We start from the raw sequence: 14,425 nt of genomic DNA, 5'->3' as shown, positions 1-14,425 counted from the left end.
ATGATTAGCATTTACCTCATAGCAAAATAACATAGCCCGCCATTTTGTTACAGTATACCGGTTTTTCCTGCTGACAATTGGCCTACTGCTCTTTAGGATGTGGCAATGCTCACCCCGTAACTCTCCCGCTACGGGCTTTTATTTTGCGATTATGGAGATAACATGCACGTTTTGTGGCGAATTATCGCGAGTTTTTTCAAATGGACATGGCGAGTGCTGAACTTCTTTCGTGAGTTCATTCTGAACCTGTTTCTTATTTTTCTTATTATTATCTGCGTTGGCATCTATTTTCAGGTTAAAAGTAGTAATACTCCCGCCGAAGAGCCCCGTGGTGCTTTAAAAGTCGATTTAACCGGGGTTATTGTCGATCAACCAGCTGTCAGTAACCGCTTAAGTAAAATTGGCCGCCAATTGCTGGGCGCAAATACCGATCGCCTTAAAGAAAATTCACTATTTGATGTTATTGATGCCATTCGTCAGGGTAAAGACGATAAAAATATTACCGGGATGGTGTTAGATCTGCGCGACTTTGCCGGTGCAGATCAACCGTCTCTGCAATATGTAGGTAAAGCACTGCGTGAATTCCGTGACAGCGGCAAACCCATTTATGCAACAGCTGATAGCTATACCCAGGCACAGTATTATCTGGCCAGTTTCGCCAATAAGGTTTATCTGTCGCCGCAGGGTACGGTTGATCTGCATGGATTTGCCACTAACGGATTGTATTACAAATCGTTACTCGACAAACTGAAAGTCACTTCGCATGTTTTCCGTGTAGGAACGTACAAATCTGCCGTTGAACCTTTCCTGCGGGATGATATGTCCCCTGCCGCACGTGATGCCGACAGCCGTTGGATCGGTGAGCTATGGCAGAACTACCTGAATACTATTGCTGCCAACCGCGCAATTACAACACAGCAGGCATTCCCTGGTGCACAGGGCTTACTGGACGGTTTACAAAAGGTCAACGGTGACAGCGCTGCTTATGCCCGGGATAACAAACTGGTTGATGAGCTGGCTTCTCGCGCGGATGTTGATCAACAGTTGGTGAAAACCTTCGGATTAAATAAGCAGGATAATGATTACAACAGTATCAGTATTTATGACTATCCAATAAAAAGCAGCGAGGCCAAGGGTAGCGGCAATATTGCGGTTATCATGGCAAATGGCGCTATTATGGACGGGCAGGAAACCCCGGGAGCCGTAGGAGGTGATACCACTGCGAAGCAAATTCGCGATGCCCGCCTTGACGATAAAATTAAAGCCATCATTTTGCGTGTTAACAGCCCTGGAGGCAGCGTCAGCGCGTCAGAAACGATTCGCGAAGAGCTGGCCGCGGCACGCGCTGCCGGAAAACCGGTGGTGGTATCAATGGGCGGCATGGCTGCATCCGGAGGATACTGGATTTCAACACCGGCCAACTATATTATCGCGAGTCCCAGCACTCTCACGGGTTCCATTGGTATCTTCGGCGTGATCAATACCTTTCAGAACTCACTGGATGCGATTGGTGTACATACCGATGGCGTGTCGACCTCACCGCTAGCCGACGTAGCCACGATTAAAGCGCTCCCCCCTGAATTTCAGCAAATCATGCAGCTCACGATCGAAAACGGCTACAGGAACTTTATTGATTTGGTTGCTAAATCACGCAATAAGACACCCGAGCAGATCGATGAAATCGCCCAAGGTCACGTCTGGACGGGTAGCGATGCGAAAACAAATGGGCTGGTCGATGCGCTGGGTGATTTTGATGATGCTGTCGCAAAAACGGCCGAATTGGCTAAGTTAAAAAATTACCAACTGGTTTGGTCACAGGACGATGCGAGCCTGGTTGACGTTATTCTCGGACAGATGGATGCCTCTGCTCGTGCTGCCCTTCCTGAAGCCCTGAAGGCTTATCTGCCGGTCCCTATGGTAGATATGATGAGCGTGGTGAAAAAACAGTCCGGTCTGTTTGATAATATGAACGATCCGCAAAATCGCTATGCGCTCTGTCTGACCTGCAGCGACATACGCTAACCTTAAATAGCCCGACCGATGGTCGGGCTATTTTTTTGCCAGTTAACGCGGTTATCCATTCCCAACTCCCTGTCGCTCATCACATGACAATGCGCTAATAATTCTCGCCGGATGTCGCTGCAACTTCGGGTGTGAAAAGTATATAATCCTGTTTTTACGGCAAATCTGAGTTTAGTCATGCAAAAAAAATCCATCTACGTTGCCTATACCGGCGGCACTATTGGTATGCAACGTTCAACGCAGGGCTATATCCCGGTCTCTGGTCATCTGCAACGCCAACTGGCTAATATGCCGGAATTCCACCGCCCTGAGATGCCTGATTTTACCATTCATGAGTATTGCCCCCTGATCGACTCATCAGATATGACGCCTGAGGACTGGCAATCTATTGCTGATGATATTCAGCAAAATTACGATGATTATGATGGTTTCGTCATCCTTCACGGCACAGATACTATGGCTTTCACCGCATCTGCGCTCTCTTTTATGCTGGAAAATCTGGCAAAACCGGTTATCGTGACAGGGTCACAAATACCGCTTGAAGCTCTACGATCTGATGGTCAACAGAACTTGCTCAACGCGCTGTATGTCGCCGCCAATTATCCTGTTAATGAAGTGTCACTTTTCTTCAACAACACACTTTTTCGCGGTAATCGCACAACCAAAGCTCATGCCGATGGCTTTAATGCTTTTGATTCGCCCAACCTTCAGCCGCTGCTGGAGGCAGGAATTCATATTCGCCGGTTGCATACTACGCCGTTACCACAGCAGCAGGGAACGTTGATCGTGCATCCGATCACGCCCCAACCGATTGGCGTGGTGACGCTTTATCCTGGTATTTCCGCTGATGTCGTGCGTAACTTCTTACGCCAGCCCGTAAAAGCCTTGATTCTGCGATCTTATGGTGTGGGCAATGCGCCACAGAATGCGGAGTTCTTGCAGGAGCTGCGGGATGCCGCCACCCGTGGGATCGTAGTCGTCAATCTGACACAGTGTATGTCGGGCAAAGTGAATATGGGCGGTTATGCTACCGGTAATGCCCTGGCGCTGGCCGGGGTCATCAGCGGTTTTGATTTAACGGTGGAAGCAACACTGACTAAATTGCACTTTCTGCTGAGCCAGAATCTTTCCACGGCCGAGGTTCGTCGCGAAATGCAACGTAACCTGCGTGGTGAACTTACCCCCGATGAATAAACCTGGAGGAAACGATGCCGCAACGAGCGCTGGTATTGATCGATTTACAAAATGACTTTTGCGCCGGCGGCGCACTCGCCGTGCAGCAAGGTGACGAAGTAATTGTTATCGCGAATCAACTGGCGCAACAATTCAGGCAACGTGGCGATTTAGTTATCGCTACCCAGGATTGGCACCCTGCTGATCATGGGAGTTTTGCTTCGGTAGCACAGCAACCTATTGGCGAGGTGGGAGAATTAAACGGGCTATCCCAGAGATGGTGGCCCGACCACGCTGTCCAGCACACGCCTGGAGCTGACTTCCACCCGGATCTTGATGTTTCCGTATTTGATGCTGTCTTTCGCAAAGGTGAATATGCCGATGTTGACAGTTACAGTGCCTTCTTTGATAACGGCCATCAACGACAAACTCAGCTTCACAGCTGGCTGCAACAACGCGGCATAAGCTCGCTGGTCATGATGGGGCTGGCGACCGACTATTGCGTGAAATTCAGCGTACTCGACGCACTGGCATTGGGTTACAACGTTGAAGTCATTCGTCAAGGCTGCCGTGGGGTAAATACTCTTCCGGAAGACAGCAACAACGCGTTACGTGAAATGGCAACGCGTGGCGCGACTGTGCTGTAACCAGTAAGAGCGGTCTGCCGTCATCTACTCTGTGCCAGTATCTGTCTTTATAACAGGCAAACTCCGGCACAGAGTGGCTTACAGATTGTTATTGCAGGTTGATTCGGGTAACGTCCGAATCATCAATACCAAATTCCGCTTTGAGTTGTTGTTTGGTCTTCATCACGATTTGACCGTCCTGCCCAACGCTCATATGCTGTGGTCGATCGTTATATTTAGCCTGCCAGAGCAGTACCAACTGCATGCTATTTTCTTTTTGCTCTGCCGTAAGCGGTACACCATCAGGCCATTTACCGATTTCAACTGCTGTTGACAACCGCTGGTAAACCTCCGGCGTCATCATCTCAATCATCCGATCCAGGTCGTTATTCATACATTTCAGCCTCTGACCTGCTTGCCTTCATCATCAATAAAACTCAGTGACGCCGAATTGACACAATAGCGCTCGCCCCCGGGCTGAGGGCCATCGGGAAAGACGTGCCCCAGATGCGCATCACAGCTGCCACAGCGTATTTCAACGCGGTGCATACCGTGCGAATCATCATCAAGGTAGCGGATTGATTCATCGGTGAAGGGCTGATAAAAACTCGGCCAGCCACAACCGGAATCGTATTTCGTTTCAGATAAAAACAGTGGGGCATTACAGACCAGACAGTGATAAATACCTTCCGCTTTATTATGTAAAAGCGCCCCGGAAAACGGCGGCTCGGTTCCTCGTTGCTGAGTAACGTAGCGCTGCATTTCAGTGAGTTCGCTTGCGGGCGTGGCATGCGACGGTTCTTTAGCCATTTTGATAGTCTCTGGCAGTGTTAATTTGAAATAATCAGCTAGTATTCTAACAAACACTTAACAAGGTCAGGTGAATTTTTCGTGCCGGCGCATGTCTTAAAGAGATGCCAATACAAATTTGTGACACAGATCACTCTTAACGATGAATGCCCCTTTATATTCTAGGGGACCGCCCCAATTTCAAGAGATATACGTCGTCACGGAGCGAGTTGATACGAATAATTCCTGTTCGATGGTTTGATTTGTAGCAACAATTGACACGATTCCGCTTGACGCCTGGTAAGGTTTTTGTAATTTTACAGCCAACCTTTTATTCACTAACAAATAGCTGGTGGAATATATGACTATCAAAGTAGGTATCAACGGTTTTGGCCGCATCGGTCGCATTGTTTTTCGTGCTGCTCAAGAGCGTTCTGACGTAGAAATCGTTGCAATCAACGATCTGCTCGACGCAGAGTACATGGCTTACATGCTGAAGTACGACTCTACCCATGGCCGTTTTAACGGTACCGTAGAAGTCAAAGACGGTCATCTGGTTGTTAACGGTAAAACCATCCGTGTTACCGCTGAGCGCGATCCGGCTAACCTTAAGTGGGGCGAAATCGGTGTGGATGTTGTTGCAGAGGCAACTGGCATTTTCCTGACCGACGAAACTGCACGTAAACACATCCAGGCGGGCGCCAAGAAAGTTGTTCTGACCGGTCCTTCTAAAGATGACACCCCAATGTTTGTTATGGGTGTAAACCACAAGTCTTATGCTGGCCAGGACATCGTATCAAACGCGTCCTGTACCACTAACTGCCTGGCACCGTTGGCTAAAGTAATCAACGATAAATTCGGTATCGTTGAAGCGCTGATGACCACTGTTCACGCAACTACCGCAACGCAAAAAACAGTTGATGGCCCGTCTCACAAAGACTGGCGTGGTGGCCGTGGTGCGTCTCAGAATATTATCCCATCATCTACCGGTGCAGCGAAGGCTGTCGGTAAAGTGATTCCTGAGCTGAACGGCAAACTGACGGGTATGGCTTTCCGTGTACCAACGCCAAACGTTTCTGTTGTTGATCTGACTGCTCGTCTGGCTAAGCCTGCTTCTTACAAAGAAATTTGTGATGCAATCAAAGCCGCAGCAGAAGGTGAATTGAAAGGTGTTCTGGGTTATACCGAAGATGAAGTCGTGTCTACTGATTTCAACGGTGAAAAACTGACTTCCGTATTCGATGCGAAAGCAGGCATCGCCCTGAGCGACACTTTTGTGAAACTGGTTTCCTGGTATGATAACGAAACCGGTTATTCCAACAAGGTGCTGGATCTGATTACTCATATCGCTAAGTAAGCGTCGTGAGAATGAAAATCTGAATACTGAGGGCGACTGCGGTCGCCCTTTTTTATCGCCAGTATGAAAACAAATAGGTTTCATTATGAACGAGAAACTCTTTTCACTGCCGGTCATTCATCAAATTACACCTTATCTTTCCCAGCGCCAGATCGGCGACCTGCCAGTGATTGTGGTCAATCATCCCAAGGTTAAGGCGGCTATCACATTACAAGGCGCACACCTGATCGCCTGGCGACCTGCCGGAGAACAACCCGTTATCTGGCTCAGTGAGAAAACACCTTACGCAGCGGGTAAAGCGATTCGTGGGGGTGTTCCAATCTGCTGGCCATGGTTTGGACCGGAAGGCGAACCTGCTCATGGTTTTGCCCGGAGCATGCCGTGGGTGTTATCGGCACATGATGAAGATGGCGACGGGGTCATCCTCACTTTTGCACTGGAAAGTAACGCGCAAACCCAAAAACTCTGGCCGCACGATTTTACGCTTTTTGCCCGCTTCAGGTTAAGCGATCGTTGTGAGATTGAGTTAGAAGCCCATGGCGATTATAACTCCACGGCCGCACTGCATACCTACTTTGCCGTCGCTGACATTGATAGCGTTGAGGTGAGTGGCCTTGGCCGTTCCTTCATCGATAAAGTCAATTCGGGAGTCACTGGCGACTCACCAGACGGTAAGCAGACTTATCCGAACCGTATCGATCGCATTTATACTCATCCCGAAGATTGTAGTGTGATCAGTGACAAAGTCGGTAATCGCTTGATTGAAGTTTACCATCACTATCATAGCGATGTCGTGACCTGGAACCCGGGTGCTGAATTGTCATCCAGCATGGCCGATATGGCAGATGATGGATATAAAACCTTTGTCTGCGTGGAAACAGCGCACATCAGTACGCCAATGAAAAGCGCGGGTGAAAAGCCTGCAAGACTGGCGGCAACGCTGCGTCTACGCAAGAAAGCCTGAGATAAAGGGCGAGATGTTCGCCCTTAATTTGAAGGTAAGGAGATCCGGATGCCTGAGGATAATCGCCTTCACTGATACTGCCAGCCTAACTCCGCGTCAGTCATCTCATCTGCCGGGGCATATTAGACAATATCGAGCACTATTTTGCTCTGTGGCGGCGGATAAGCGTGATTGATTACCCTCAATTCCTCTTCGGTAAACGCCACCTCAAGCGCATCGGCATTTTCTTTAATATGCGCGAGCGAACTCGCTTTCGGGATAGCCAAAACGCCCTCTGTGTGTATCACCCACGCTAAGAGCAATTGTGCAACGCTGATGTTTTTCTGCTGCGCAAGCTGATTAAGTCGCGGATGGCCGATTAGCTCACCTCGCAGGCGTCCTGCCTGCGCCAGGGGGCAATATGCCATAATCGGTATGCGTCTTTGCTGGCATGCAGGTATAAGATCGAACTCAATTCCTCGCGAGGCTAGATGATAAAGCACCTGATTCGTTGCACACTGAACCCCACCCGATTCTTGCCATAATTCTTGCATATCATTGATATCAAAATTGGAAACACCCCAGCGACGGATCTTCCCCTGCCGCTGTAGACTTTCCATCGCACGAATCGTTTCCGCCAGAGGAATATTGCCCCGCCAGTGTAAAAGATAGAGATCAAGGTAGTCGGTTTTAAGGCGCCGCAGACTACGCTCACAGGCGTCACTTACGTCCACCTCACCCGCGTTCCAGGGATATACTTTAGACACCAGCCAGGCTTGGTCCCGCCGCCCTGCCAGCGCCTCGCCGACAATCTTCTCTGCACGCCCTTCAGCATACATTTCGGCAGTGTCGATAATACGGAGGCCACGTTCCAGACCAGCTTGTAACGCAGCAACCTCTTTTTTCTGCTGGCTGCTGTCTTCCCCCATATACCAGGTGCCCTGACCTATTGCTGGCAGAGTCGAGCCACAAGGAAAAATCACCGTCTTAGCCACCCATCCTCCTGCGCACCTTTTGAAGGCTTAATTCTACATTAATGGGGCTTATTAGCCCCATTTTGGTGCAACATAACGATCAGAAGGTATAACTCACACCCGTCCAAAGAGACACTTGTGAACTATTGTCCACCATTGGGCTATCTTTCACCTCACTACCAAGACGGGAATAACGGCCAACCAGAGACGCTCGCCAATTGGCGTTAATTTTATAGTCGGCACTCATCTGCAGATAAGGACTCCAGCTATCATCCGGACGATACCGCCCCAACCCACTTCGTGACGACTCAGAACCGGAAACACCATAATAGTAGCGGTTCTGATTGGCACTACTCCACAACGCACCAATGCCGGGTGTCAGCGTAAAATCACCCAATTCAAAGCGATAGAGGTAAGCCAGATCCCAGATAAAACCGTTACTGTTATTGAGTACATCTCCCGCCAGCGTAGTGCGGATAATCCCCCAATCGGCTGTATGACTATAGCTAGCACCTGCCATCAAGGTCATATGGCGTTTGCGAAGACTTTTCATATCTCCGTCGTCGTTATCATCAGGATCATAATACTGTGGCGATCCCAGGACGGTTAGCGAAAGCTGGTCCTGGCGATCTTTCCACAAGTAATACCCAGCCTGCAGACTACGAATGTAAAAGTTATCGCTCTCGTAGTTGATGATTGGAACTGGCAGGTATCGATCTTGTCCACCCTTATAAGGGCTTTGCATATAGAGAACTGAAGCTCCCAACGAAAGTGGGTTGGCGTGTGCAGAAGTGGCAACAAAACAGCATGGTAAGAGTGCAGCAAGGGCGCTAAGTTTGAAATAGTTCACAATTTATTCGTTCCATAAATATAACAATCAGAACCTGTAGTTTACCTATTCATTTGGAAAGTGTTCAGGAATTTACATATTCAGTAGCACTTAGCATCAATTTCCCCTTCATTAATCGGGGAGTGAACGTCAAGGCATATTTACAATATATGCTTTCACCGTCTGATTATGCAGTAACACTTATCCTTTTTATAACTTTGTTATTGAAATCTCATTGAAAATAATCGCGACCTGAGGAAATTTTTTAAATGCCATCTACAGTTAAACTAACACGCTAAATTTGTGTGAGCAGAGTGACCGAAATTTGTGTATACCGATTAAAAAAGTCAGGTTGGCATAAGGGTTGCTGTACTCAATTATAAGTTCCTTCAGGAGCTCATTCTAATTAGGCTCCTGGTTCCTGTGCTACAAACGAAAGGACGGGCATCGCTATGAATATATTCGATCACTATCGTCAGCGTTATGAAGCTGCCAAGGACGAAGAGTTCACCCTGCAGGAATTTCTTGCTACCTGTAAGCAAGATCGCAGCGCATACGCCAACGCAGCAGAACGACTATTAATGGCTATTGGTGAGCCAGTAATGGTTGATACTGCTCTGGAGCCACGCCTTTCCCGCCTGTTTTCGAACCGTGTTATTGCACGCTATCCAGCTTTTGAAGAATTTTATGGTATGGAAGAGGCGATCGAGCAAATTGTCTCTTACCTGAAACATGCCGCCCAGGGATTGGAAGAGAAGAAGCAGATCCTTTATTTGTTAGGTCCGGTCGGGGGCGGAAAATCTTCGCTGGCGGAGCGACTGAAATCTCTGATGCAGCGCGTCCCTATTTATGTCCTCAGCGCAGACGGCGAACGGAGTCCCGTCAATGACCATCCTCTTTGCCTGTTTAATCCGCAGGAGGATGCCAATATTCTTGAGAAAGAATACGGCGTACCACGCCGGTACCTGGGGACCATCATGTCCCCCTGGGCGGCAAAACGTTTGCATGATTATGGCGGCGATATTTCCCGCTTTAAAGTTGTAAAAGTCTGGCCTTCTATTCTGGAGCAGTTGGCGATTGCCAAAACCGAACCGGGGGACGAAAACAATCAAGATATTTCTGCACTTGTCGGCAAAGTGGACATCCGTAAGTTGGAAAATCACGCGCAAAATGATCCAGATGCCTACGGTTATTCGGGCGCATTGTGCCGTGCAAACCAAGGGATCATGGAATTTGTCGAGATGTTTAAGGCTCCGATTAAAGTACTGCATCCGCTGTTAACCGCGACCCAGGAAGGGAACTATAACGGCACCGAAGGGATTTCTGCCCTCCCGTTCAACGGTATTATCCTCGCCCACTCTAATGAATCTGAATGGGTCACTTTCCGCAACAATAAGAATAATGAAGCGTTTCTCGATCGCGTCTATATTGTCAAAGTGCCCTACTGTCTGCGCGTGTCGGAAGAGATCAAAATTTACGACAAATTGCTGAATCACAGCGAGCTAACCCATGCGCCATGTGCTCCCGGCACGCTTGAAACTCTCGCCCGGTTCTCCATCCTGTCGCGGCTAAAAGAGCCTGAGAACTCAAGCACCTACTCTAAAATGCGGGTGTATGATGGTGAAAGCCTGAAGGATACCGACCCGAAGGCGAAGTCCTATCAGGAATATCGGGACTATGCGGGTGTGGACGAAGGTATGAATGGCCTGTCTACGCGCTTCGCGTTCAAAATTCTGTCAAGGGTATTCAACTTTGACCATGCTGAAGTAGCTGCAAACCCGGTCCATCTTTTTTATGTCCTTGAACAACAAATTGAGCGGGAGCAATTTCCGCAAGATCAGGCAGAAAAATACCTTGAGCATCTGAAAGGTTACCTGATCCCTAAATATGCCGAGTTTATCGGCAAAGAGATCCAAACGGCCTATCTGGAATCTTATTCAGAATATGGCCAGAACATTTTCGACCGTTACGTCACCTATGCTGATTTCTGGATTCAGGACCAGGAGTACCGAGATCCTGATACTGGCCAGCTATTCGACCGCGAATCACTGAATGCTGAACTGGAGAAAATTGAGAAACCTGCCGGGATCAGTAACCCGAAAGATTTCCGCAATGAAATCGTCAATTTTGTTCTTCGCGCCCGCGCGCACAACAGTGGCCGTAATCCGAACTGGACCAGCTATGAAAAACTTCGCACCGTCATTGAGAAGAAAATGTTCTCAAATACTGAGGAGTTACTGCCGGTGATTTCGTTTAATGCGAAGACATCAACGGATGAACAGAAAAAACATGATGATTTCGTCGATCGAATGATGGAGAAAGGTTATACCCGCAAACAGGTACGCCTGCTGTGCGAGTGGTATCTGCGCGTACGTAAATCGTCTTAGCAAGACCAATGAACAAAGGAGGCCGGCGTTCTCCCGGCCTGACCTGTAATGTTGTTTGGGGGAGTTATGGCCTATTTTATCGATCGGCGGCTTAACGGCAAAAATAAGAGCGCGGTAAACCGTCAGCGCTTTTTACGCCGCTATAAGTCGCAAATAAAACAGTCGATCTCCGAGGCCATTAATAAGCGTTCGGTTACCGACGTAGAAAGTGGTGAATCCGTATCTATTCCGGTGGATGATATCAATGAACCCAGCTTTCATCAGGGGCGAGGGGGACACCGACACCGCGTCCATCCGGGTAACGATCATTTTGTACAAAACGATCGCGTTGAACGCCCTACGGGTGGTGGCAGCGGCGCAGGTAGCGGTCAGGGCAATGCCAGCCAGGATGGCGAAGGTCAGGACGAATTTGTTTTTCAGATTTCGAAAGATGAATACCTTGATCTACTTTTTGAGGATCTTGCCCTGCCTAACTTACGCAGAAACCAGCACCGCCAGTTAAATGAATATAAAACGCATCGCGCAGGCTACACCTCAAACGGCGTTCCTGCGAATATCAGCGTGGTACGTTCACTACAGAATTCGCTGGCACGCAGAACCGCAATGACTGCAGGCAAGCGCCGTATGCTGCATGAACTGGAGGAGACGCTGACAGCGGTCGAAAAAACCGAACCTGCCATGCTGCTAGAAGAAGAGCGCTTGCGCAAAGAGATCGCCGAGTTAAGAGCACGTATCGCCCGGGTTCCGTTCATTGATACCTTTGATTTGCGTTATAAAAACTTTGAAAAACGTCCTGAGCCCTCAAGCCGTGCCGTCATGTTCTGCCTGATGGACGTGTCTGGCTCGATGGATCAGGCCACTAAGGATATGGCAAAACGGTTTTATATCCTGTTATATCTTTTCCTGAGCCGGACTTATAAAAATGTGGAGGTGGTCTATATCCGCCACCATACTCAGGCAAAAGAGGTCGATGAACAGGAGTTTTTCTACTCACAAGAAACCGGGGGAACTATTGTTTCCAGTGCTTTGAAATTGATGGATGAGGTAGTTAAGGAACGTTACGACCCAACGCAGTGGAACATCTATGCCGCCCAGGCTTCAGATGGTGATAACTGGGCAGATGACTCGCCGTTATGTCACGATATTCTCGCGAAACATATTTTGCCCGTGGTGCGCTATTACAGCTATATCGAAATTACCCGACGAGCACATCAAACTTTATGGCGCGAATATGAACATCTGCAGGCTACATTTGATAATTTTGCGATCCAGCATATACGTGAACCTGAAGATATCTATCCTGTTTTCCGTGAGCTGTTTCACAAACAAGCTGAAGAAAATTATTAACCCTTAAGCCGGACAACGTGTCTGGCTTTTTCCTTTCCTGCCAGCAATCCGCAAAATTCCCTCACCTAACGCACTGATGATCATTTGCCCGTAGCAAAATTGGGTTATGTTAGTTCGCTATCAAAAGTGAATATTCAACGGCTTGCATTCCGGTAAACTTTTGACATTTTCCTACGCCTTCAACACACTGTAAAAATACCCACCGTTTTGCACACAGGAGATTTGCACAATTGGAAGCCAGCGCGATCTACAGTTTATTCATCATCGGTTCTGTGCTGGTTGCTTCGAGCATCCTGTTAAGCTCATTTTCATCACGTCTCGGCATTCCTATTCTGGTGATATTCCTGGTTCTGGGCATGCTGGCAGGTGTGGATGGAATTGGTGGCATTGCATTTGATAACTATCCTGCCGCCTACCTGATTTCCAACCTCGCACTGGCGATAATTCTGCTGGACGGTGGCATGCGCACCCAAGCCAGTTCGTTTAAGGTCGCGCTTGGTCCGGCGCTTTCGCTGGCGACGGTGGGGGTTTTAATCACTTCAGGATTAACCGGCGTAGTGGCAGCCTGGCTCTTTAAGCTTGATTTAATGCAGGGCTTTTTAGTGGGAGCCATTATCGGTTCAACGGATGCCGCTGCCGTTTTCTCCCTACTCGGCGGTAAAGGCCTGAATGAGAGGGTTAATGCCACGCTCGAAATCGAGTCAGGCAGTAACGATCCGATGGCGGTTTTTCTTACCATCACGCTGATAGAAATGATACAAAAAGGGCAGACCGGGCTGGACTGGATGTTCATTGTGCATCTTATTCAACAATTCGGACTCGGTATTGTACTTGGCCTTGGAGGGGGCTGGGCGCTGCAGCAGCTCATCAACCGAATCTCGCTTGCCAATGGCCTGTATCCCCTGCTTGCCGTAAGCGGAGGTATATTGGTTTTTGCCTTGACGACCGTCCTGGAAGGTAGTGGCATTTTAGCCGTTTATCTGTGTGGCTTTCTGCTCGGTAACCGCCCCATTCGCAACCGACACGGGATTTTACAAACGTTCGATGGCATGGCCTGGCTGAGCCAGATTGGCATGTTCCTGGTACTGGGCATGTTGGTTACCCCGTCAGATTTATGGCATATCGCAATCCCTGCGATGATCCTGTCACTGTGGTTAATACTCGTCGCCCGGCCACTCTCAATCCTGGTTGGCCTGCTGCCATTCCGCGGTTTTAATACCCGGGAACGTTTTTTTATCAGTTGGGTCGGCTTACGTGGCGCAGTACCTATTATCCTTGCCGTTTTTCCAATGATGGCCGGACTGGAAAATGCTTCCTTGTACTTTAATATCGCTTTTTTTGTGGTATTAGTCTCGCTGATGCTTCAGGGAACATCCTTGGGATACGTTGCGCGTAAGGCGCGCGTCATTGTTCCCCCTACTGCATCACCGATTAACCGTGTCGGGCTGGATATCCACCCTGAAAATCCATGGGAACAGTTTGTCTATCAACTTAGCGCCGATAAATGGTGTGTCGGTGCAGCACTCCGCGATTTACATATGCCCAGGGAAACACGCATCGCCGCACTATTTCGCAATAATCTGCTACTGCATCCGACGGGTAACACACGCCTGAAAGAAGGTGATGTGCTCTGCGTTATCGGACGTGAGCGCGATCTACCCGCGCTGGGCAAATTGTTTAGCCAGTCACCGCCGGTATCGTTGGATCAGCGTTTCTTTGGTGATTTTATCCTTGAGGCCGATGCACGACTGCGCGATGTTTCGCAAATATACGGTTTGGAGTTAGATGAAGATACGGACGATCAACAAACGCTGGGGCAGTTGGTGTTAGGACTAATAGGTGGTGCGCCTGTCGTCGGTGACCAGGTTGAATGGAAGGATCTTCTCTGGACCGTGGCCGAAAAAGAAGATAATCAGGTCGTAAAAATCGGCGTGCGCGTGCCGATAGAGAAAGAATAATCCTGGAGCAGATCCGTTAT

At 48.8% G+C, this 14,425-nt stretch carries 13 protein-coding genes; 8 read left to right on the top strand and 5 right to left on the bottom strand.

All coding sequences use genetic code 11. The features are described from left to right. The first annotated feature begins 162 nt into the window (after positions 1 to 162). Positions 163 to 2,022 (top strand): signal peptide peptidase SppA, encoded by a 1,860-nt coding sequence (gene sppA, locus J1C60_RS08445; RefSeq protein WP_128174704.1) that lies wholly within the window; start codon positions 163 to 165, stop codon positions 2,020 to 2,022. Between the two features lie 2 nt (positions 2,023 to 2,024). Here sppA and J1C60_RS08440 read toward each other — a convergent pair whose 3' ends face one another. Beyond that, on the bottom strand, positions 2,025 to 2,201 hold the full coding sequence (locus J1C60_RS08440) for a hypothetical protein (protein ID WP_164877254.1): 177 nt from the start codon (positions 2,199 to 2,201) through the stop codon (positions 2,025 to 2,027). On the opposite strand from J1C60_RS08440, the gene ansA reads away from it, so the two are divergent. Together ansA and pncA are read left to right on the top strand one after the other, a co-directional pair. Next, on the top strand, positions 2,200 to 3,216 hold the full coding sequence (ansA, locus tag J1C60_RS08435; RefSeq protein ID WP_128174706.1) for an asparaginase: 1,017 nt from the start codon (positions 2,200 to 2,202) through the stop codon (positions 3,214 to 3,216). The genes J1C60_RS08440 and ansA overlap by 2 nt on opposite strands. Positions 3,217 to 3,230: 14 nt before the next feature. Beyond that, positions 3,231 to 3,842 carry a bifunctional nicotinamidase/pyrazinamidase gene (pncA, locus tag J1C60_RS08430; protein ID WP_128174708.1) on the top strand — a complete coding sequence of 204 codons (612 nt, stop codon included), beginning with the start codon at positions 3,231 to 3,233 and terminating at the stop codon, positions 3,840 to 3,842. Positions 3,843 to 3,930: 88 nt separating this feature from the next. On the opposite strand, the gene J1C60_RS08425 is transcribed toward pncA, so the two are convergent. Next, positions 3,931 to 4,215, bottom strand: a complete 285-nt coding sequence (locus tag J1C60_RS08425) for a YeaC family protein (RefSeq protein ID WP_128174709.1) — start codon at positions 4,213 to 4,215, stop codon at positions 3,931 to 3,933. 5 nt (positions 4,216 to 4,220) lie between these two features. Then, the gene (gene msrB / locus J1C60_RS08420) at positions 4,221 to 4,631 is read right to left on the bottom strand and encodes a peptide-methionine (R)-S-oxide reductase MsrB (protein ID WP_128174711.1); all 411 of its coding nucleotides are present in this window, start codon (positions 4,629 to 4,631) and stop codon (positions 4,221 to 4,223) included. 340 nt (positions 4,632 to 4,971) lie between these two features. On the opposite strand from msrB, the gene gapA reads away from it, so the two are divergent. Both gapA and J1C60_RS08410 read left to right on the top strand, forming a co-directional pair. Continuing rightward, on the top strand, positions 4,972 to 5,967 hold the full coding sequence (gapA, locus tag J1C60_RS08415; RefSeq protein ID WP_164877255.1) for a glyceraldehyde-3-phosphate dehydrogenase: 996 nt from the start codon (positions 4,972 to 4,974) through the stop codon (positions 5,965 to 5,967). A gap of 85 nt (positions 5,968 to 6,052) precedes the next feature. Continuing rightward, positions 6,053 to 6,931 carry a D-hexose-6-phosphate mutarotase gene (locus J1C60_RS08410; RefSeq protein WP_128174714.1) on the top strand — a complete coding sequence of 293 codons (879 nt, stop codon included), beginning with the start codon at positions 6,053 to 6,055 and terminating at the stop codon, positions 6,929 to 6,931. Positions 6,932 to 7,053: 122 nt separating this feature from the next. On the opposite strand, the gene J1C60_RS08405 is transcribed toward J1C60_RS08410, so the two are convergent. Together J1C60_RS08405 and J1C60_RS08400 are read right to left on the bottom strand one after the other, a co-directional pair. After that, positions 7,054 to 7,905, bottom strand: coding sequence for an aldo/keto reductase (locus J1C60_RS08405; RefSeq protein WP_128174716.1), 852 nt, complete (start codon positions 7,903 to 7,905; stop codon positions 7,054 to 7,056). A 79-nt stretch (positions 7,906 to 7,984) separates the two neighbouring features. Then, positions 7,985 to 8,734 (bottom strand): MipA/OmpV family protein, encoded by a 750-nt coding sequence (locus tag J1C60_RS08400; RefSeq protein WP_128174718.1) that lies wholly within the window; start codon positions 8,732 to 8,734, stop codon positions 7,985 to 7,987. A gap of 431 nt (positions 8,735 to 9,165) precedes the next feature. On the opposite strand from J1C60_RS08400, the gene yeaG reads away from it, so the two are divergent. The 3 genes from yeaG to J1C60_RS08385 all read left to right on the top strand — a co-directional run bounded on the left by yeaG (position 9,166) and on the right by J1C60_RS08385 (position 14,405). Further along, entirely contained in the window at positions 9,166 to 11,100 is a 1,935-nt protein-coding gene (gene yeaG / locus J1C60_RS08395; protein WP_128174719.1) for a protein kinase YeaG, read from the top strand. A gap of 66 nt (positions 11,101 to 11,166) precedes the next feature. Next, positions 11,167 to 12,447 (top strand): YeaH/YhbH family protein, encoded by a 1,281-nt coding sequence (locus J1C60_RS08390; protein ID WP_128174721.1) that lies wholly within the window; start codon positions 11,167 to 11,169, stop codon positions 12,445 to 12,447. Positions 12,448 to 12,677: 230 nt separating this feature from the next. Beyond that, positions 12,678 to 14,405, top strand: coding sequence for a potassium/proton antiporter (locus J1C60_RS08385; protein WP_128174723.1), 1,728 nt, complete (start codon positions 12,678 to 12,680; stop codon positions 14,403 to 14,405). Positions 14,406 to 14,425 lie beyond the last annotated feature (20 nt).

Origin of the sequence: [Pantoea] beijingensis, assembly GCF_022647505.1 — a bacterium.
GTDB lineage: Bacteria > Pseudomonadota > Gammaproteobacteria > Enterobacterales > Enterobacteriaceae > Erwinia > Erwinia beijingensis.
Note: the sequence above shows the minus strand (reverse complement) of the source record. Positions and strands in the feature narration are given on the sequence as shown.